26 protein-coding genes are annotated in these 20,777 nt (G+C 37.8%); 23 read left to right on the forward strand and 3 right to left on the reverse strand.

Annotated elements, in window-relative coordinates; translation table 11 throughout:
• Positions 1-131: 131 nt before the first annotated feature.
• From GHI45_RS04345 to rpmB, 3 genes are all read right to left on the reverse strand, one after another.
• The gene (locus GHI45_RS04345; RefSeq protein ID WP_147779600.1) at positions 132-665 is read right to left on the reverse strand and encodes a DUF3021 family protein; all 534 of its coding nucleotides are present in this window, start codon (positions 663-665) and stop codon (positions 132-134) included.
• Positions 662-1,096, reverse strand: coding sequence for a LytTR family DNA-binding domain-containing protein (locus GHI45_RS04350; protein WP_147779601.1), 435 nt, complete (start codon positions 1,094-1,096; stop codon positions 662-664). The genes GHI45_RS04345 and GHI45_RS04350 overlap by 4 nt, the downstream gene beginning before the upstream one ends.
• A gap of 219 nt (positions 1,097-1,315) precedes the next feature.
• Complete coding sequence (gene rpmB, locus GHI45_RS04355) at positions 1,316-1,510, reverse strand: 50S ribosomal protein L28 (protein WP_147779602.1); 195 nt, start codon at positions 1,508-1,510, stop codon at positions 1,316-1,318.
• A 136-nt stretch (positions 1,511-1,646) separates the two neighbouring features.
• Between rpmB and GHI45_RS04360 the strand changes: the two genes are divergently transcribed.
• From GHI45_RS04360 to GHI45_RS04470, 23 genes are all read left to right on the forward strand, one after another.
• Positions 1,647-2,321, forward strand: a complete 675-nt coding sequence (locus GHI45_RS04360; protein WP_147779603.1) for a DUF1129 domain-containing protein — start codon at positions 1,647-1,649, stop codon at positions 2,319-2,321.
• A gap of 122 nt (positions 2,322-2,443) precedes the next feature.
• A complete protein-coding gene (gene rfbA / locus GHI45_RS04365) occupies positions 2,444-3,313 on the forward strand; it encodes a glucose-1-phosphate thymidylyltransferase RfbA (RefSeq protein WP_147779604.1) in 870 nt (289 codons plus the stop codon).
• Positions 3,314-3,444: 131 nt separating this feature from the next.
• Positions 3,445-3,678: a hypothetical protein gene (locus GHI45_RS04370; protein ID WP_194285089.1), complete on the forward strand. Its 234-nt coding sequence runs from the start codon at positions 3,445-3,447 to the stop codon at positions 3,676-3,678.
• A 41-nt stretch (positions 3,679-3,719) separates the two neighbouring features.
• Positions 3,720-3,938 (forward strand): hypothetical protein, encoded by a 219-nt coding sequence (locus tag GHI45_RS04375; RefSeq protein ID WP_147779606.1) that lies wholly within the window; start codon positions 3,720-3,722, stop codon positions 3,936-3,938.
• A 16-nt stretch (positions 3,939-3,954) separates the two neighbouring features.
• Positions 3,955-4,548, forward strand: coding sequence for a dTDP-4-dehydrorhamnose 3,5-epimerase family protein (locus tag GHI45_RS04380; protein WP_147779607.1), 594 nt, complete (start codon positions 3,955-3,957; stop codon positions 4,546-4,548).
• A gap of 2 nt (positions 4,549-4,550) precedes the next feature.
• Complete coding sequence (locus tag GHI45_RS04385) at positions 4,551-4,802, forward strand: hypothetical protein (protein ID WP_147779608.1); 252 nt, start codon at positions 4,551-4,553, stop codon at positions 4,800-4,802.
• Positions 4,803-4,844: 42 nt separating this feature from the next.
• Entirely contained in the window at positions 4,845-5,456 is a 612-nt protein-coding gene (locus GHI45_RS04390) for a cadmium resistance transporter (protein WP_147779609.1), read from the forward strand.
• A 78-nt stretch (positions 5,457-5,534) separates the two neighbouring features.
• A complete protein-coding gene (gene rfbB, locus GHI45_RS04395) occupies positions 5,535-6,593 on the forward strand; it encodes a dTDP-glucose 4,6-dehydratase (protein ID WP_147779610.1) in 1,059 nt (352 codons plus the stop codon).
• A 97-nt stretch (positions 6,594-6,690) separates the two neighbouring features.
• Positions 6,691-7,071 carry a VOC family protein gene (locus GHI45_RS04400; protein ID WP_147779611.1) on the forward strand — a complete coding sequence of 127 codons (381 nt, stop codon included), beginning with the start codon at positions 6,691-6,693 and terminating at the stop codon, positions 7,069-7,071.
• A gap of 47 nt (positions 7,072-7,118) precedes the next feature.
• Entirely contained in the window at positions 7,119-7,319 is a 201-nt protein-coding gene (locus tag GHI45_RS04405; RefSeq protein ID WP_147779612.1) for a hypothetical protein, read from the forward strand.
• Positions 7,320-7,526: 207 nt separating this feature from the next.
• The gene (gene rfbD, locus GHI45_RS04410; protein WP_147779613.1) at positions 7,527-8,423 is read left to right on the forward strand and encodes a dTDP-4-dehydrorhamnose reductase; all 897 of its coding nucleotides are present in this window, start codon (positions 7,527-7,529) and stop codon (positions 8,421-8,423) included.
• A gap of 106 nt (positions 8,424-8,529) precedes the next feature.
• A complete protein-coding gene (gene cps2T / locus GHI45_RS04415) occupies positions 8,530-9,690 on the forward strand; it encodes a beta 1-4 rhamnosyltransferase Cps2T (protein ID WP_147779614.1) in 1,161 nt (386 codons plus the stop codon).
• A complete protein-coding gene (locus GHI45_RS04420; RefSeq protein WP_305061043.1) occupies positions 9,680-10,609 on the forward strand; it encodes a glycosyltransferase family 2 protein in 930 nt (309 codons plus the stop codon). Before cps2T ends, GHI45_RS04420 begins: the two co-directional genes overlap by 11 nt.
• A complete protein-coding gene (locus GHI45_RS04425) occupies positions 10,606-11,415 on the forward strand; it encodes an ABC transporter permease (RefSeq protein WP_147779615.1) in 810 nt (269 codons plus the stop codon). The genes GHI45_RS04420 and GHI45_RS04425 overlap by 4 nt, the downstream gene beginning before the upstream one ends.
• Positions 11,415-12,668 carry an ABC transporter ATP-binding protein gene (locus GHI45_RS04430; RefSeq protein WP_147779616.1) on the forward strand — a complete coding sequence of 418 codons (1,254 nt, stop codon included), beginning with the start codon at positions 11,415-11,417 and terminating at the stop codon, positions 12,666-12,668. Before GHI45_RS04425 ends, GHI45_RS04430 begins: the two co-directional genes overlap by 1 nt.
• Positions 12,665-14,428, forward strand: a complete 1,764-nt coding sequence (locus GHI45_RS04435; RefSeq protein WP_147779617.1) for a rhamnan synthesis F family protein — start codon at positions 12,665-12,667, stop codon at positions 14,426-14,428. The genes GHI45_RS04430 and GHI45_RS04435 overlap by 4 nt, the downstream gene beginning before the upstream one ends.
• Entirely contained in the window at positions 14,418-15,872 is a 1,455-nt protein-coding gene (locus GHI45_RS04440) for a DUF2142 domain-containing protein (protein ID WP_147779618.1), read from the forward strand. Before GHI45_RS04435 ends, GHI45_RS04440 begins: the two co-directional genes overlap by 11 nt.
• Before the next feature lie 25 nt (positions 15,873-15,897).
• Complete coding sequence (locus tag GHI45_RS04445) at positions 15,898-16,620, forward strand: glycosyltransferase family 2 protein (protein WP_147779619.1); 723 nt, start codon at positions 15,898-15,900, stop codon at positions 16,618-16,620.
• Positions 16,620-16,979 (forward strand): DUF2304 domain-containing protein, encoded by a 360-nt coding sequence (locus tag GHI45_RS04450; protein ID WP_147779620.1) that lies wholly within the window; start codon positions 16,620-16,622, stop codon positions 16,977-16,979. The genes GHI45_RS04445 and GHI45_RS04450 overlap by 1 nt, the downstream gene beginning before the upstream one ends.
• 52 nt (positions 16,980-17,031) lie before the next feature.
• Positions 17,032-18,159, forward strand: coding sequence for a glycosyltransferase family 4 protein (locus GHI45_RS04455; protein WP_147779621.1), 1,128 nt, complete (start codon positions 17,032-17,034; stop codon positions 18,157-18,159).
• Positions 18,156-18,980, forward strand: coding sequence for a phosphorylcholine transferase LicD (locus GHI45_RS04460; RefSeq protein ID WP_147779622.1), 825 nt, complete (start codon positions 18,156-18,158; stop codon positions 18,978-18,980). Before GHI45_RS04455 ends, GHI45_RS04460 begins: the two co-directional genes overlap by 4 nt.
• Position 18,981: 1 nt before the next feature.
• A complete protein-coding gene (locus tag GHI45_RS04465; protein WP_147779623.1) occupies positions 18,982-19,686 on the forward strand; it encodes a 2-C-methyl-D-erythritol 4-phosphate cytidylyltransferase in 705 nt (234 codons plus the stop codon).
• The gene (locus tag GHI45_RS04470; RefSeq protein ID WP_147779624.1) at positions 19,683-20,723 is read left to right on the forward strand and encodes an NAD(P)-dependent oxidoreductase; all 1,041 of its coding nucleotides are present in this window, start codon (positions 19,683-19,685) and stop codon (positions 20,721-20,723) included. The genes GHI45_RS04465 and GHI45_RS04470 overlap by 4 nt, the downstream gene beginning before the upstream one ends.
• Positions 20,724-20,777 lie beyond the last annotated feature (54 nt).

Raw genomic sequence — 20,777 nt, forward strand, 5'->3', positions numbered from 1 at the left:
CATATTTTCTTCAAATAAAACAGTCGCTTTAACCTGCAAACGCTATTTTTTATACATTTTTTTCTGTTTGTCTTTTAAGTCATCAAATGAATGCCTTTACAAATAAAAAAAGCCACAAATGGCTTTTAGATTTACATTTCAGAGGAATGTGTTGAACTGGCTTTGCTTATAATTTTTTGATTAAGTTTTTTAATTTGAATGCGATAGTAGAAAAACGAAGCAATCCAAATGAAAATAAATACAAAAATGATTTCGATTGTTGGAATTAAAACGACAAATCTAAAGACTGGAATACGTTCGTATCCTGTAAACTGATAAAGATTGAGAGAAGAAATGGCTAAAAAAGAGAGCCATGTGATAAAAAAACCAATCAATGTTGAAAACAATAAACCGTAGGTCTTGTTTTTGAAAATCCAAGGGAGGAGAACAGAGAAGAAAAGGAAGAGCAATATCCAGTTAATCAATGCAAAGCTCATATTTGTTAGTTCATTTCCACTTGCAATTCCAAAAGAAAATGGGTTAATCATGAAAAATACGGCATTTGCCTGTTCTTCAGGAGAATTTGGAAGGGTTAAAGTCAGTATCCAATTAAACAAAAGAGAAAGACTAATGCCAAAGGCGACAGCATTTGTGCTACTTTTTAAGACTTGTTTTATCATCTTCATAATCCAAAGTACTCCTTTATATTTTTTAAATAGCTACGGCTTGAGTAGGTGTAGCCGGTTGTCGTGAAAAAGATTTTGATTTTTCCGCCGAAAGTGAATTCAAAGTGTGAGATTTTATTGGCATTGACAATCTCGCTAGCTGAAATACGAAGAAAATGAGGCGGCAACTTTTCTGTCAGTGCTGACAGACTGTAAGCGACCGTAAATTCTTGCTGATCATCCATGTGAAGATAGACTTTTTTGTTTTGTGCGTAAATACTTGTGATTTTATCAAAGTCAAGTTGGTATTTTTGTTCATTTTTGCTGGCGATTAACTTGAAATTTTGGTTTTGAAGTTGACTGATGATTTTTTGTAAGTCATCGGTCAGTTCGTGCAGGGTAAAATCTCCAGTTTCTTCAGCATTCTTGTCAATATTTATCGTGATTTTCATAAGCATATTGTACCAGAAATCAGCTGATATTTTTTACTTTTGGCCACTGGTTTTCTCCTTTTATTTGATGCTTTCATTATGGCAAATTCGGCATGAAAAAAACAGGAAATTTGGATAATTGGTCAGTACTGACAGCTAGTTTGTCGAAAATGAACGACAAAAAAACCCTGCCAAAATGACAGAGTTTCCATTTTTTGCTTGCGCAAGCAAAAATTTACATTAGGCACGTTCAACGCCAGCTGGCAATTTTTTAAGTGCTTTAGCAGTAGCCCAAACAGTTTTAAGTTCGCCGTTTTCGATGATTTTAACTTTTTGAAGGTTAGGTTTAACGACACGTTTAGTTTGGTTCATTGCGTGTGAACGGTTGTTAGAAGATTGTGTTCCAACACCAGTAAAGTAACATACTTTAGACATGATTTAGCTCCTTTTTCTAGATTTTATGCCCCTAAAGGATAACATACTTATCGATTATAGCATTTTATATATGAAAAAATCAAGTTTTTGCCATTTTTTGATGATTTTTTTTCTTAAATCTGATAAAATAGGACTTATGGAAAATTTAATAGAAGAATTAACAGCGAAAAATACGGAATACGTTCACGCCGTTACAAAACAACTGATGTTGGCGGGAAAAACAGACGAAGAAGTCAAAACGATTTTGAATGAAATCTTGCCTCAAATCATCGAAGGACAAAAAACAAATGTCTTGGCACGTAAACTTTTAGGCACACCAACTGAGTTTGTGGAACAATACGCCCCTAAAAAAGTGGCAGAGAAAAAATCAAGTGCAGATGTAAACAGCAATGACAAACCAGTCTTGATGTGGCTCGACAGCACACTTTTGTTCTTTGGTTTGATTTACTTGATGACAGGAGTGATGGCTCTTTTCAATGCCAAAGGCGCACAAGCTTACGGTTTGACCACAACATTCATCATGGCTGCTTTGGCAGGACTTGTCATGTTTATGATTTACAAGTTTTACTACGCACAAGCACAAGGTAAGAGAAAATGGAACTGGAAGAGCGTATTGCTTATCGTGGTTGTCGTTTTGATTTGGTCAGCATTTACGACATTCTCACAATTCCTTCCAGCAGTACTCAACCCAGTCTTGAATGCTTACGCAACGCTTGCCATTGCGGTTATCGCCTTGCTTGCAAAATATTTGCTCAAACGCAAATTCCACATTCGTTCATCATTGGCTCCAATGTCAAACGGTCAAAAATAACAAGAAAAAGGCGAAAGCCTTTTTTGTTTTTATCAATAGATAGGCGATTTCTGTGCAAGTCGATGACAGCATATGCGATTTGTGCTATAATTAGACTGATAAACTATACAATGGAGGTTCCCATGAAAGGAATTATCTTAGCAGGCGGTTCAGGAACTCGCCTCTACCCACTTACGCGTGCAGCAAGCAAACAATTGATGCCAATTTATGATAAACCAATGATTTACTATCCACTGTCAACATTGATGCTTGCGGGGATTAAAGATATTTTGATAATCTCTACACCTAGCGATACACCTCGTTTTAAGGACTTGTTGCAAGACGGTTCAGAATTCGGTATCAATCTTCAATATGCTGTTCAACCATCACCAGATGGACTTGCACAAGCATTTATTATAGGTGAAGAATTCATTGGCGACGACTCTGTTGCATTGATTTTAGGAGACAATATCTATCACGGACCAGGAATGTCTAAACTCTTGCAAAAAGCAGCTAGCAAGGAATCTGGAGCAACTGTTTTTGGCTATCATGTGAATGACCCAGAACGTTTTGGTGTTGTTGAATTTGACGAAGATATGAACGCTATTTCTATTGAAGAAAAACCAGAAAATCCAAAATCAAATTATGCTGTTACAGGTTTGTATTTCTACGACAATGACGTTGTTGAAATTGCTAAAAACATCAAACCATCTCCTCGTGGAGAACTTGAAATCACTGATGTCAACAAAGTTTATCTTGAACGTGGTGATTTGTCAGTTGAACTGATGGGACGTGGTTTTGCTTGGCTTGATACAGGAACACACGCGTCACTTCTTGAAGCTGCTCAATACATCGAAACTGTACAACGCATGCAAAATGTGATGGTTGCCAACCTTGAAGAAATCGCATGGCGCATGGGCTATATCACAGATGAAGACATCTACAATCTTGCTCAACCCCTCAAGAAAAATGACTACGGTCAATACTTGTTGCGTTTGATTGACAAAGACTAATCAAGGTGTGAAACGCGCCACTTAAAAGCGAAAAAAATCGCGACTTGCTCTTTTGCAAAACGATTTTCTCTGCTTTTCGAGCATTGAACGTGATGGTTTTCATTTTACTATTACTATAGAGAGAAATCCCAATGAATATGATGAAATCAAAAAACAAACGAAAAAAATCTTCACCACTTGACACAGTAGTTGCCTTGCTTGCTTTTGGAGTATCCTTTTGGCTAAGTAAGACAGTTGCAAATGTAGTGGATTCGTCATTTGACTGGCTGAACTTTTTGATTTATGCCGTTGTTTTTATCATTTCATTTTTTGGTGTCCTCTTGATTTACGTTATATTAACAGAAAAAGATAAAAAGAAAAAATGAAAAAAGAAAGGTTATTAAATTGAGCATTGATTTATCTGCTTGTGACAGTAATCTTTTTGTGCATTGGGTGGATATTAGGACTTGAATCGTCTATTGTTGATGATGGAAAATTAGTTTTTAATGCCGTCTATTTATGGCCTGCCTTTTTACCATTTATTGCTATGCTTTTATTTACGTGGCGTTGGCGTTTTTCTGACTCTGATGATTCTTCCAAGAATGAAATCAGTGATAAAAATACATCAGATAAGCTTGAAGATTGATAGAAAGATATAAAAAATGACAGAAGAATTTTTTGAAAAAAAACTTGCTGCACACCAAATTGAAGCAATTCCAGGTGTGATCAAGTTTGATATTCCAGTTCACGGCGATAACCGTGGCTGGTTTAAAGAAAATTTCCAAAAAGAAAAAATGGTGCCACTTGGCTTCCCTGAAAGTTTCTTTGCGGAAGGAAAATTGCAAAATAACGTTTCGTTTTCTAAGAAAAACGTCTTGCGTGGACTTCACGCGGAACCTTGGGACAAGTACATTTCAGTCGCTGATGGCGGTCGTGTGCTTGGAACTTGGGTTGATTTGCGCGAAGGTGAAAGCTTTGGTCATGTTTACCAAACCATTATTGATGCCAGCGTCGGAATGTTTATTCCACGCGGCGTAGCCAATGGCTTCCAAGTCTTGTCTGATACAGTTTCTTATAGCTATATCGTCAATGACTACTGGGCTTTGGAACTCAAACCTAAGTACGCTTTTGTCAACTATGCTGATCCAGCTTTGGATGTCAAATGGGAAAATCTCGCAGAAGCAGAAGTTTCTGAAGCAGATAAAAACCACCCACTTCTCAAAGACGTGAAGCCACTTGATCGCAGCAAACTCTGATTTTGAAAGTTTTACATTTACGGACAAAAAAAGCGCATGACACATGGCAAATCACTGACGAAAATCAGCCTGATTGGGTCAAGAAAGCTTTCGCTGACGGCGGATTTAAGCAAAATGGCCAACGTTTACAGATTGTTAACACTTATGGCCTGACGAAAATTTCTGTCAGTAAAGACGAAGTCATTATCTTCAATGGAAAATATGCCAAGATTGTGCCAAAAGCGAAGTTTGAGCGAGAATATAAGGCTTTGTAAGCTTGTCAGTACTGACAGCGATGAATGAGAGGAGAAGTAAAATTGCTTTCAACAATTATTCAAACTACTGTTATCTATTGGGCGACAGCCTTAGACTTGCTGATTTTGATTGCCTTACTTTATTTCCGTTACGATAATAAGAGACATCGAGAAATCACAATAGGCCAAATTATCGGCTCACTTTCATTGGTGCTTGTTAGTTTTTTGTTGGCCATCGTTTTTAAGATTGCTTTACCCGAGTGGATTTTAGGTTTTCTAGGACTTGTTCCGCTTGTGATTGGAGCGAAAATCTTGATTTTCGGCGATGATGATAGCGAGGCTGCAGAGGCGCTCGAAAAGCGTAAAGACAAGAATTTGATGATAACAGCCATGTTGCTTGCTTTTTCAAGTTGCGGAGCCGATAACATCGGACTTTTTACCCCTTATTTTGCAACCATACAGAGTAAATATCTAGCACTCGCTTTGCTCGTCTTTTTTGCCAACATTCTTTTGTTCTCATTCTTGAGCGATAAGTTGGCTCACTTGACGGAATCTCTCGAATGGTTGGAAAAATATAGTCGCTGGCTCATAGGAGTTATCTTTGTTGGACTTGGCATTTATGTGCTGGTTGACGCAGGGACGCTCTCTACGCTCATGAAAATTATTTTCGGATAAACGATAAAAATTTTAAAAAATAGGAAAGGAATTGAGCTCGTTTTTCAAACTTTTGAAAATAGCTCACATCTTAATAAAATGGAATCACCATACAAACACATCGTCGTTACAGGCGGCGCAGGATTTATCGGTTCAAACTTTGTACATTATGTGTACAACAATTTCCCAGACGTGCATATCACTGTCCTTGACAAGTTGACTTATGCCGGCAATGTCAACAACATCAACATGTTGTTTGATAGTGGTCGTGTTGAACTTGTGGTTGGCGACATTGCTGACCCAGAAATCGTGGATCAAGTTGCTTCAAAAGCGGACGCTATCGTTCACTACGCAGCTGAAAGCCACAATGACAACAGCTTGATTTCACAAGATGAATTCATTCAAACCAACTTCATCGGAACTTACACATTGATCCAAGCGGCGCGCAAATATGATTTGCGTTTCCACCACGTATCAACTGACGAAGTTTACGGCGATTTGCCTTACCGTGAAGAATTGCCAGGACATGGCGAAGGGGCTGGTGAAAAATTCACACCAGAAACACCTTACAATCCAACAAGTCCATACAGCTCAACAAAAGCTGCCTCTGACTTGATTGTTCGTGCTTGGGTACGTTCATTTGGCTTGAAAGCAACCATTTCAAACTGTTCAAACAACTATGGACCTTTCCAACATATTGAAAAGTTCATTCCACGTCAAATCACTAACATCTTGTCAGGCATTACACCAAAACTTTACGGCGACGGTAAAAACGTGCGTGACTGGATTCACACTGAAGACCACTCTTCAGGTGTTTGGGCTATTTTGACAAAAGGACGTTATGGTGAAACTTACCTTATCGGTGCTGATGGCGAAAAGAACAACAAAGAAGTGCTTGAAGATATCTTGACTCGTATGGGCAAAGGTGCTGACGCTTATGACCGTGTCATCGACCCACGTGGCGATGCTCATGACAAACGTTATGCCATTGACAATACAAAACTTCGCACAGAACTTGGTTGGGAACCTAAACATACTGACTTTGAAAGTGGACTTCAAGCAACGATTGACTGGTACGCAGCGAATGAAGACTGGTGGAAAGCTGAAAAAGACGCTGTCGAAGCAAAATATGCTAAATCTCAAACGGTGATTAAATAATAAAAATTTAATCTTGTTTACATGCTAAAAGTTTATTGACGAGTAATATATTTTTTTGTCAGGGCTGTAGAACTGACAAAATAGAAAATGTACAAAGATGATTAATCATACTGGTGGGTTTCCAGTCAAAGACATTGAGGAATCAATTCAATTTTATGAAGCAGTACTTGCACCATTAGGCTATAAAATTCATCATCGCTCGGACAAGTCTGCCAATTTTTCGGACGGGATTTCGACTGACCCATTTGGGGACTTTGCCATTTATGAGGGAGAACCGTTTCCATTTCATTTTGCTTTTCAAGCTGAAAACAATGAAGCTGTTGATCACTTTAATGAAGCAGCTGTTGCGTTGGGAGCTAAAGGTTATGGTCGACCTGGCTATCATAAACATTTTCATGAAAATTATTATGCTGCGTTTATTTATGACCCAAGTGGTTATGCGATTGAAGCTGTATATCACAATGGGCAACCGCACTAATTTGTAAAATAAGCCCTGTCAGCTCTGACAAGCAGAAAATGTAAACGATGATTAAAATAATCAACGAGAAAAATAAAAAAGTTCATTTTTTGAAAGATGAACACGACACGCTTTGTGGCATGAATGACAAGGGTGTTGAAGGCTATGCCAAACCAGTTTGGACGCCGACCGAGCTTGAAGTGAATTGCAAGCTTTGCCTGAAAAAATTGGAAAAAATAAAAGAGACCTCTGAAATCAGCCAAATCTGAACATTTAGAGGTAACCTAAAATCTTAAAGAATAGCTGTCTCACTGCAAATGGCATGTGCGATTTTGTGAGTATTGAGACTCAAACGGGCTTTTTAAAGCGATTGTCGGATAAAATATTCTTCATGTGCTTTAAAGTCTAGCTGAGTATCAACAATTAACTAAAAATGATTGGACATTTAGTTAAAACAGTTTAGAAAAGGAAAAACAATGATTTTAATTACAGGAAGTAATGGTCAACTTGGAACAGAACTTCGCCATTTATTTGACGAACGTGGTGTTGAATACACTGCGACTGATGCTGGTGAGCTTGACATTACAGATAAAGCAAAAGTTGATGCCTTCTTTGATGAAAACAAACCAAGTGTTGTTTACCACTGTGCAGCCTATACTGCTGTTGATAAAGCGGAAGATGAAGGAAAAGCACTTGATGAACTCATCAATGTCAATGGAACTGAAAATATTGCAAATGCTGCTGCTCGTGTAGGTGCAACACTTGTTTATATCTCAACTGACTATGTTTTCGGTGGCTTTTTGCCAGTCGGTAGCGAACGTAACATTGATGACCCTAAAGGCCCAGAATCTGAATACGGACGTACAAAATATCTTGGCGAAGAAGCTGTTAAAGCTTCTGGCGTTAAACATTACGTGATTCGTACAGCTTGGGTATTCGGAAATTACGGACCAAACTTTGTCTTTACCATGCAAAAATTGGCTGAAACACACCCAACTTTGACAGTTGTTAACGACCAACATGGTCGTCCAACATGGACACGTACTTTGGCAGAATTCATGACTTATCTTGTCAACAATGACAAAGAACAAGGCTTCTACCACTTGACAAATGATGCTGCACCTGGTGAAGATGTAACTTGGTTTGATTTTGCAACAGAAATCTTGAAAGACACAGAAACTGTAGTCACACCTGTTGACAGTTCAACATTTGTTCAAAAAGCTAAACGTCCATTTAATTCAACGATGAATTTGGACAAAACAAAAGCAACAGGCTTTGTCATTCCAACATGGCAAGATGCGCTTGCGCAAATGATTGCCAAAGGCGACAAACGTGCGGATAAGAACAAAATTAAAGGCGAAAAATCTAAATAATTTTGTAGAAAATGCACGAGATTAAAGAATAAGGTTTAGATTTAAAATAACGCAGAATCCTGTCAAATTCATCAAATTTGACAGAATTCTCGTTTTGAGAGGGAACATGTTGAAACACGTTTTTATCATCGGAAGTCGTGGGCTTCCTGCGAAATATGGCGGTTTTGAGACATTTGTCGAAGAACTTGTCAAACATCAAATCAATAAAAATATTAAATATCATGTGGCCTGTCAAAGCGAGAATTCAGATTTGGCACAAGCTGGGCAACATTTTGAGTATCTTGGAGCGGACTGTTTCGCTGTCAAGGTTCCAAATATTGGTCCAGCTCGTGTCATTGCTTATGACATTCTTGCAATCAATCAAGCACTTGAGCAAATCAAGGTTGAACACATTGAACATCCCGTTTTCTGTATTTTGGGAAATACCATTGGCGGTGTCATTTCACATTATGCCAAGAAAATCCACAAAGTAGGTGGCACATTGTTTGTCAATCCTGACGGACTTGAATGGCGTAGAACCAAATGGGCAGCTCCTGTTCGCAAGTATCTCAAATATGCTGAACGAAAAATGGTTGAGCATGCGGACATGATTGTTTCTGACAATCAAGGCATTTTGGATTATCTCAATCAAGAATACAAAAATGTGACGTCAGAAGTCATTGCCTATGGAACCGAGCAAGTTCAGTCAGATTTGACAAAATCTCCTACTTTGGTAAAATATAATATTGGTAAATATTTTCTTATCGTAGGTCGTTTTGTGCCTGAAAATAACTATGAAAGCTTGATTACAGGCTTCATGGCAAGCAATAGCACGCTTGATTTGGTGATTATCACTAATTATGAAGGCAACAGCTATTACGAAACTTTGCGCGAAAAAACGCATTTTGATCAAGATCCCCGTATCAAGTTTGTCGGTACGGTTTATGACCAAAATGAATTACGTTTTATTCGAGAAAACGCCTTTGCATACTTGCATGGGCATGAAGTTGGCGGAACCAATCCTGGCCTCTTAGAAGCCATGTGGTCAACACCTGTCAATGTGGTTTTAAATGTCAATTTTAACCGCCAATCAGCTGGAGATTCTGTCATCTATTTTGATAAAGAAAAACTTACCCAAGTGATTGAAAGTCTGTCAGCACTGACAGTTGAGGAAAAGGCAACATTGCACGAAAAAGCGCAAGGCCTTATCCAAGAAAAATACACATGGGAGCACATTTGTACTCAATATGAGAGCTTGTTCCTAAAGGAGTTTCTTCTTGAACGTTAATATTTTAATGTCATCTTATAATGGCGAGAAATATATCGCTGACCAAATCAAGAGCATTCAAAATCAGACTTATTCTGATTGGAAGTTGATTGTCAGAGATGATGGATCTAAAGACGCCACTTGTGACATTGTTGAACAATTTGTCAGCACTGACAGTCGCATTAAACTTGTCAAAGCGAACAATGTTGGAGTAATTGCTTCATTTTTTGAGCTGACAAAAATGGAAACAGCGGATTTTTATTTCTTCGCTGACCAAGATGATATTTGGTTGCCTGACAAATTGGAAGTGGTCTTAGCTGAAGCGGAACAACATGACAATGAACAGCCAATCTTGTATTATACTGATTTGAAAATTGTTGACCAAGACCTCAAGGTTTTGAACCCATCAATGATCCGTTTTCAGTCCGATCATGCCAACACAAAACTTGTGCAAGAGCTGACAGAAAACACGGTGACTGGCGGCACAATGGCTGCCAATCATGCCCTAATGGAAAAATGGACATCAACAAAAGATGTCATCATGCACGACTGGTGGCTGGCTGTTTTGGCAGCTGGACTTGGTGAGCTTGTTTATATTGACAAGCCAACCGAACTTTATCGGCAGCATGAAAACAATGTTTTGGGGGCAAGAACCTTATCCAAACGCATGAAAAATTGGTTTAACCACTGGCTTAAAAAATACTGGTGGCTCATCAATTCGAGCCAAAAACAAGCTCAAAAATTACTGGCATTTGATGGACTTTCCAAAGAAAATCAAACGCTCGCTCAAGATTTTGTTACTATTTTAGAACAGCCCTTGCCAACGCGCGTGAGCCTGTTGAAAAAACATCACTTGAGAAAAAATAAAACACTTCATACTATCATTTTTAGAACATTGATTGTCACTAAACTTGGTTATAAAAAGGAAAAACAAGAATGAACTTTTTTAATCGTAGAAATCAAATTCTACTCAAAGAACTTATCAAAACGGACTTTAAACTTCGTTATCAAGGTTCAGTCATTGGCTATTTGTGGTCAATTTTGAAACCTGTGATGCTCTTTGTTATCATGTATCTGGTTTTCGTCCGCTTTTTGCGTTTTGGGAATGCCGTACCTCACTTTGCCGTTGCTCTTTTGCTGGCGCTGACCTTGTGGAATTTCTTTGCTGAAACAACAAACATGGGGATGGTTTCGATTGTTTCTCGTGGAGATTTGCTCAGAAAAATCAGTTTTTCTAAGCCAATCATCATTTTCTCAGTTGTTGCAAATGCATTTATCAACTTGATTATCAGTTTAATTGTCGTGATTATCTTTGCCTTGATTAGTGGCATCCACATGTCTTGGAATGTGATTTTCGTTGTTCCATTGCTTTTGGAATTGGTTTTATTGGCGACAGGAATTGCCTTTCTTTTGGCAACAGCCTTCGTGAAATTCCGCGATTTAGGTCCGATTTGGGAAGTCGGTATGCAAGCTGGTTTATACGGCACGCCAATCATTTACCCAATCATTCAAGTGTCAAATACGCACCCAACCGTTGCGAAAGTTTTAATGCTTAATCCGATGGCACAAATCGTGCAAGACATGCGTTATATTTTGACCTTTAGTAACAACGCCAATCCAACCTTATGGCAAATGGTGCATAACCCATACATTATTGTAATTCCTTACATTCTTCCAATTCTCATTTTCGGACTTGGTTTGTGGGTTTTCACTAAACATTCTAATAAATTTGCGGAGATTATCTAATGAATGACAATATAGCAGTAAAAATAGATCATGTAAGTAAGTTTTTTAGACTGCCTACTGAAGCAACAAGTAGCTTAAGAACAACCCTTGTCAACCGACTTCGTGGAATTAAAGGCTACAAAGAACAACATGTGCTGAAAGATATTGATTTTGTCGTTGAAAAAGGCGACTTTTTCGGCATTGTCGGAAGAAATGGATCAGGTAAATCAACCCTACTCAAAATCATTTCACAAATTTACACACCTGAAAAAGGACAAGTGACGGTCAACGGAAAACTTGTTTCTTTTATTGAACTCGGTGTTGGTTTTAATCCAGAATTAACAGGAAAAGAAAATGTTTATTTGAATGGTGCCATGCTTGGCTTTTCACGTGAAGAAATTAGTGCCATGTATGATGAAATCGTCGATTTTGCAGAACTTCACGAATTCATGAACCAAAAATTGAAAAATTATTCTTCTGGTATGCAAGTGCGTCTTGCATTTTCCGTTGCTATCAAAGCGCGCGGCGATGTTTTGGTGCTTGATGAAGTACTAGCAGTTGGTGATGAAGCCTTCCAAAAGAAATGTAATGATTACTTCCTTGAACGCCAAAAATCAGGCCAAACTACGATTTTGGTAACGCACGATATGGGCGCTGTCAATAAATATTGTAACAAGGCAGTTTATATCAAAGACGGAATCATTGAAGAAAGCGGTAGTCCTGAAAAAGTAGCCATGCGTTATTCGCTTGACAACATGAGCCGTATTGCTGAATTGACAAAAGCCCAAGAAGCAAAAGCCGCCAAAGAAGAACAAGCTGCCAAAGATGAGACGGTTGAGTCACATCAATATGTGGATAATCTCGAATTGAAATTGCTCTCTGATAATATTGTCAAAGAGGGTGAAACTGTTAAATTCGAAGTCAGCTATCGTGTGCTTGAAAATATGAGAACACACGTTGTCTTTTCATTGATGGAATTGGATCATAATTTCTGGCTTTACAATGATAATTCGACTGAAAATATGACAGATGGCAAGGGAACATTCCGCTATGTCTATGAATTTAAACTTGAAAACATTAATAAACAAAAAGTAAAAATTCAAGTTTCAGTCTTTAGTGAAGACGATTTGGTGGCATACGTGTCAGAAGTAGATTCGCCTCGTCTAATTGTCGGTGTCAGAACTGACGATGAAAAATTAAGTCGCCGTGAACAACACGCAAGCACTGGTGTCATCAAGCGTAACGGTGACTGGAGGTTAGAAAGTATCTCATGAGTCGTATTTCATTTTTTGTTCATTTTAATAAATTCAATCAACTCTCAGACCATGTCATTTATACATTGACAGAAATGAGAAAAACATTTGAAAAAGTGGTTTTCATCACGAATAGTGCTGTCAGCGCTGACGATCAAGCAAAGCTAGAGAAGCTTGGGCTGATTGACCTTTTTATCCAGCGTGAAAATAAAGGCTTTGACTTTGCAGCTTGGCATGACGGAATGAAAGCAGTTGGTTTTGACCAACTTGAAAAATTCGATTCAGTTACATTGATGAATGATACTTGTTTCGGTCCTCTATACGACATGGAGCCAATCTATAAGGCTTATGAAGATAAAGGAACCAACATTTGGGGCATCACTAATCACCGCGCTTATCAAGAATCACGAAAACATTACTTTCAAGAACACATTCAATCGTATTACAAAGTGTTCAGCCAAGAAGTTGTTAAATCTCAAGTTTTTAAAGAATTCTGGGGCAATATCATTAGCTATGAAAAAGTCCAAGAAGTTATTGATAACTACGAAATTCAGTCAACGACTGTCTTTTTGGATGCCGGCTTCACTTATGAAACCATTCTTGACACACGAGAATTAGATGCCAGTCATTTGCGACATCCAGATTTTTCATATTATGCGCCAGACGTGATTTTACAAAACAAAGTACCATTTATCAAGATTAAGGCTTTCCAAAGTCCTGATAATGATGGCATTGGCTATTACATGTTGGATTATATTGAACAACATTCAGATTATCCAACGGACTTGATTGTCAATCATTTGAGTAAGGTAGATTATCCAGATTCAAATTTCTTGATTCCACGCAAAATGTTGACGACAGCTCCAACTGTTGAAATCAATCAAAGCGTTGCAGTTCATTTGCATGTTTACTATCCAGATTTGCTTGAAGAATTTTTAGAAGCTTTCAAGAGTTTTAATTTTAAGTATGACTTATTCCTGACGACAAATACGGATGAAAAAGAACAGATTATCAAAGAAATTTTGGCAAAACATCAGGTTGAAGCTGAGTTGGTTCGCACACCAAATCGTGGGCGTGACATTGTGCCTTTCTTGTCATTGAAAGACAAACTTTTAAAGTATGATCTTGTTGGACATTTTCACACCAAACGTTCACTCGAAGCAGCCTTTTTTGCAGGTGAATCCTGGCGGACAGAATTGATTGAGATGCTGATTACACCAGCAGATAATATCATGGCTAACTTCCAATCCAATTCAAATTTAGGAATTGTCATTGCTGACATTCCAACATTCTTCAGATTTAATAAAATCGTTGACCCTGACAATGAAAATAAACAAATTGCACCAATCATGAATGATGTTTGGAAACGCATGAAAATGAATAAGAAAGTGAATTTTCATGATTTTAAAACATTCACTATGAGTTATGGGACATTTTTCTGGGCCAAAACTGAAATTTTAAAACCTTTATTCAATTTAGAAATTATGGATCGTGAAATTCCAGCAGAACCATTGCCACAAAATACGATTTTGCATGCCATTGAACGCATGATGATTTATTTGGCATGGGACAAAAATATGGATTTCAGAATTAGTCCAAATCACTCAAACCTGTCGCCATTTATTGACGCAAGGACTTTGGATCAACGCTTCCATATCACAAATGAAAATGCAGATGATATTCGCTTGAGATATATCATCCGACTGATGTTTAAGAAAAGCATTCGACTTGTGAAATACAGAATTTATATCATTTTAGGAAAAGATACCGATGAATTATAGAAAATTAAACTTGGAAAACCCCGAACGCAAAAATCGCCATAAAGATGTAAATGTAGAACGCTTATTTTTGAAATTAGCGCTCGTTTTTGGGCTTCTGACCATGTTTATTCAACCCCTCTTTTCTGCACCAGATGAATATGTTCATTTTTCTAGTGCTTATAGTATGTTCCACACCAGTCGGGACAATGCGATTTACCAAGAAGGGAAAGCACTGAATGCTGTTGACCAAAATGTAACAGATACAGCCAGTGGTTACTTGAAAGAATATCGTGAAGGAACCTTTATACAGACTTATTTTGACCAAAAAGCAAATTTTGCTGAAGGACAAAAGCTGGCGTTTAATGTTACTTTTGGAAATCTGAAAAGATTACCACAAGCGATTGGGATTTTGATTGCAAGTTTAATTTATCCAAGTTTAGGATTGATGTTTTTACTGGGCCGTTTTGTCAATTTGATGCTCTATATTTTTGCACTTTACTTCTGCATTAAGAAGGCAAAATTTGGCAAATGGGCAATGGCTGCAGTCGCTTTACTGCCAGTCAGTATCCAGCAAGCCGCTTCGCTGTCTTATGATGTCATGACTTATATTGCTATCTTTGCAGTATTCTCGCTGCTGACAAATCTATGGACAAGAGAAGACAAATTAAATCTAAGGTGGATTGCTTATACCATTCTTGTCTTACTTGTTTTGCTAATTCCGAAAGCTTCTGTTTTGGTGGTTGGGATTTTCTTCCTTACCTTACCGACACGTTTGTTTGGCGATAATGCTGTGACAAGGATTCTTGACAAGTTTTGGGCTTTTTGTTCAAGGTTCAAATGGCTTGTTGCCCTCGTGATTTTGGGCTTATTCGTCTTTTATCTGAAGCATGAATTTGCTTATTATGATGGCTTCGTCAATGGACTGCAAATCCTCTTTAATACTTTCTTCAGACCAGATATTTACACTAACCTTGACAATGTTTTGGTAACAGGTATGATTGGTAATTTTGGTCAAATGACCTATCGTTTACCAGAATGGTTGATTGTTTTTGACTTTATTTTCTTATTCATCTTGATGACCAGAGAAAAAGAAGTAACTTTGGATACGCGTGTCGCGGTTTCAGGTGTGATTGCTTTCATGGCAAATATCTTGATGACTGCGGTTGCTGTTTATATCACATGGACAGTTCCTAAGTTACCAGGCTATCTTCCAATGATGGTCAGTCTCGGTAATCAAGGACGCTACTACACACCTTTGCTTATTTTGTTAATTCCAGTTGGAATTTATTTGAACAAGTACATCAAAGTAGAAATGTCTGACAAATCAACCCATCGCATGTTTAATTTCATGATTATTTTTAACCTCATTTATTTCTTATTCTTGACAATCATGTATTACTACACAAAGGATTTGGGAAGAAATATTATTTTAGAAACGGTTCAAAATCTTAGACATTTGTTCTAAAAATGAAAAAGTTCGGAGTACTTACATGGAGAAAAAAATACTTCTCATTATTCCTGCCTACAATGAAGCAGAAGGAATAGTAGAAAATATAAATAGAATTGAACAGTATCGCGCGACCTGTCCTTATCATCTCGATTATGTTGTCATCAATGACGGATCAACAGATAACGAGGAAGAAGTTTTGCGCGCGCATCAGATTAACCATGTTGAACTTATTCAAAATTTGGGAATTGGTGGTGCGGTTCAGACGGGCTACAAATATGCCAAACAAAACAATTATGACATTGCTGTCCAATTTGACGGCGATGGTCAACATGATATTGAGTCCCTTCCCAATTTAATTACGCCTATCATCAATGACGAAGTTGATTTTACGATTGGTTCTCGATTTTTGGAAGAAAGCAATTCCGAATTCAAGTCGTCATTTTCAAGACAATTAGGCATTAAAATTCTTTCATTTCTGATTTATAGCTCCTCTAAAATTAGAATTAAAGATGTGACAAGTGGTTATCGTGCGGGGAACAGAAAGGTCATTGACCAGTTTGTCACGCGTTATCCAAGACAATATCCAGAGCCAGAAAGTTACATGCATCTCTTTTCAAAGAAAATCACAGTCAAAGAAGTCGGTGCGAGAATGTTTGAGCGGACAACAGGTGTCTCAAGTATCAATTTCGTTAAAGGAATTAATTACATGGTTAGCGTGTCGCTCTCGATTTTGGCCTCATCACTTGTAGGAAAGGAAAGATAATGCCTGTACAATTAAGAATTCTATCGATTGTTTTAGCACTGGCCTTTTTAGCTTTTACGGTTAGACTGGTCAGAAAAGACCGAGCAGAAATCAGACACATGCTCAAGTGGCTATTTCTAGCTATTGTCATTCTTTTAGGTGCGATTTTCCCTGAAATTGGCTCGAAAATTGCTCGCTTCATGGGAATTCATACCTTAGCGTCATTGACTTTGTTTACTTTGGTTGGGATTTTGATTATTATTTCGATCCTCTTCCAACTTTCGCTTGTTTCAGCAGAAAAACAAATCACAAATTTGGTGCAAGAAATCTCGCTTCTCAAAAAAAGAGTGAATGAACTAGAAGAAGAAAAATCTGAATAAGTGCAAGTTGTCCGGCCCTCGTAGATGACAAATATCAAAAAAGGAAAATAATATGTCTAAAACAGTTGCATTCTTTAATGGCTTCTATCTTCCTCATCTTGGAGGAGTGGAAAGATATACCTACAACATTGCGAAAAAATTGCTTGAAAAAGGCTACCGTGTCATCGTTGTAACGACCCAAGACGATGAAACACTCAAGAATGAAGAAGTTCTTGAGGGAATAAAAGTTTATCGTCTTCCTATTAAAAATATATGGAAAAGTCGTTATCCATTTTTTAAGAAAAATAAAACTTATCATGATTTGATTGCCAAAATCGAAGCAGAACAGATTGATTATTTTGTTGCCAATACGAGATTTCATCTGGCAGCGATTTTGGGAACAAAAATGGCTAAAAAACAAGGTAAAGAAGCACTTGTTTTGGAGCATGGGACAACTTACCTGACACTTAACAATCCTGTCTTAGATTTCTTTTTGAAACGTATTGAGCGTGCTTTGATAGGGCAAGTCAAGAAAAACAGTTCTATTTTTTACGGTGTTTCGAAAGAAGCAGCTGATTGGATTAAAGTTTTTGGTATCCAATCCAAAGGCGTACTTTACAATGCCGTTGACTCAGACGACCTAGCCAAGTATTTAAAAGAAGAAAAGAAAGATAAAATCGTTATTTCTTACTCTGGACGCTTACAAGCAAAATTCAAGGGCGTTGAAACATTGCTGTCAGCTTTTACAAAAATCAGTCAAGAATTTCCCAATCTCGAATTAGTTATTGCAGGAGATGGACCGATTTTTGAAGAAATGAAAGCAAGCTATCCGCAAGAGAACATCAGCTTTTTAGGCTATGTTTCTCATGATGAAGTCATGAAATTAAATAACAAATCAGATATTTTTGTCTTGTTATCAAAAATCGAAGGCTTCTCAACATCAATGATTGAAGCAGCACTCCTAGAAAATGTCGTTATTACGACAAATGTTGGTGGTGCACACGAACTTATTCCGTCAGACGAATATGGCTTTGTCATTGAAAACAGTGAGGAAGCGTTACTTACAAGTTTACGCCAACTCCTGAACCAACCAGAAAAAATCAAATCCATCCAAGAAAATGTCTCAAAAAGAGTGCTTGAAAACTTTACTTGGGACAAAACAGCAGAAGCATTTATTGATGCGTTTGGAGAAATGAAATGAAAGAACTGACAGACAAAGAATTAAGAACACTTCAACTTGAAATGACTTCTTATATCGATGAAATTTGTAGAGAAAACGGAATTGAATATTCACTCGGCGGTGGTTCACTGCTCGGTGCCATTCGTCACAAAGGTTATATCCCTTGGGACGATGATATTGATTTGGTTTTAACACGTGCAAATTACGAAAAACTTTTGTCAGTGCTGATGGAAAATTGTCCGGAACATTATTCATTGATTTATTATCAAGTGCGTCCGACTTATCTCCCTTTTGCAAAACTTTATGACAACCGCACTTATTTTACAAGTAAACTTGATAATTTGAATAAGGGAACAGGTGTCTTTGTGGACTTATTCCCAATGGATGTCATGCCAGAAAATGCTGAAGAACGAGATGAATTTAAGAAAGAAATTCAACAATCAGCCATAAAATTAGCATCCTCAGCACCAGGACTGGTTTATGCCAGCGCATCAAAATGGTACTATTTCTTAGGGAAAATGATTTTGTGGTTCCCACGTCATTTGGCAAATATGGGCAAAAATAAAAAAATTGCACAAGAAGTGGATCAACAGATGCAAAAATACAATGCAACTGATGAACAACTTGTGGGCTATGTCTATTCAGGTTACAAAACGGAGTATTTTAAACGCGAAATTTTTGACAGCTACGAAGACGTCGCCTTTGAAGATTATACATTTAGAAAAATCAAAAATCATGACGGCTATTTGTCAATGCTTTATGGTGACTATATGACTTTGCCACCAGAAAACAAACGGGTCAATCATAGTTATTATCACTGGTATTGGAAAACGGAGAAATAAAATGAGATTAGCATTATTAACTGCTGGCGGTATCGGAAGCCGAATGCAACAAGAAGTTCCAAAACAATTTATTCATGTCAATGACAAACCATTGATTATCTATAGTTTGGAAGCATTTCAAAAGCATCCTAACATCGATGTGATTGCTATTACTTGCTTGGAAGGTTGGGAAAATGTCCTGAGCGCTTATGCTAAACAGTACAACATTACCAAACTTAAACATATCATTCCTGGTGGTGCAACGGGTCAAGAATCAGTCACGAAAGGACTGACGGAGCTTGAAAAACATTATGGGCCAGATAATACAGTTTTGGTTCACGATGGTGTTCGTCCACTCGTTTCGCAAGATATTATTTCAGATTGTATTGTCAAAGCGGAAAAATTTGGTTCAGCAATCGCTAATGTCCCAACTTTTGAGGCTGTTCTGTACAGTGATGATGGTCAAAAATCAAACGTTTCTTACGATCGAACAAAATTATTTAGAACGCAAACACCACACGGTTGGCAACTTGGAAAATTGCTTGGGATGTACCAAACAGCAGTTGAAAAAGGCATCACTGAAACAGTAGCTTCTTGTACTTTGGCTATCGAATTGGGTATGGATGTTCAATTTTCATTGGGTTCAGAAAAGAACTTCAAAATCACAACAGCAGAAGATTTGGAAATTTTCAAAGCCTTGTTAAATGCAAAAAGGGAGAAACAATGACATTCTTTGACTCAGCACTTTATCAATCAGAATTAGAAACAGCAATCAATGGCATCGTTGATGTCCAAAAATTGTTTGGTAAAAAAATCTTGATTACAGGAGCTGCTGGATTTGTCGGGTCATTTTTAGTTGAAACACTGGTCAAACTCAATCGAGAGCAAGACGCTCAACTTTCAATTTTTGCACTTGGTCGAAATGAAAGCAGATTGAAGGCTCGTTTTAGTAGCATTTTAGATGAGGTTCATTTGGTCATTCAAGACGTCAGTAATCCGCTTGTCCTTGATGACAAGATGGATATGATTATCCATGCTGCATCAAATGCCAATCCGCGTGCTTATTCGGAAGATCCCGTTGGAACCATTCAAGGAAATATTGCGGGCGTAAAAAATCTGTTGGATTATGCACGAGCAAATTCGGTAGAACAATTTCTTTTCATCTCAAGTGGTGAAGTTTATGGCGAATTACCTAAAGAAGCTGTTCCATTTTCAGAGACAATGGCTGGATTTATTGATCCGATGAACGTACGTTCATGCTATATGCTCAGTAAAAAAATGTCTGAAAACATGTGCGTATCATACGAAAAACAATATGGTGTCGCTACGAAAATCGTCAGACTCTCGCATGTGTTTGGGCCAAATTATACTGACAAGGACAATCGCGTGAGTGCGACCTTTGTTTCTGACGCACTACAAGCTAAAGACATTGTCCTAAAAAGCCTTGGTAATCAACAACGCAGTTATGTTTATATCAGTGATTGCGTTTCAGGAATTCTGTCAGTACTGACAGCAGGTCAGTCAGCCAATGCCTACAATGTAACGCGGACAGCCAATGCGATTAGTTTGGCAGATTTTGCACATTATGTTGCAGCAGAAGCTGGAGTAAAAGTCTTGTTTGATTTGCCAGAAACGGTAGATGCATCAGTCACGACACCGATTAGTTTTGCTATTCTTGATGATCAAAAATTAAGAGCAATAGGCTGGCAACCTCAAGTGGATATGGCACAAGGTATGCACCGAACAATTAGTATTTTGAAATGAAAGCAAAGCGAGTCGCTGCTTATCTCTCCAACCAAGTGAGAGGGAAGCAGGAGC

It is taken from the genome of Lactococcus sp. dk101, from assembly GCF_009601055.1.
Classification (GTDB): domain Bacteria; phylum Bacillota; class Bacilli; order Lactobacillales; family Streptococcaceae; genus Lactococcus.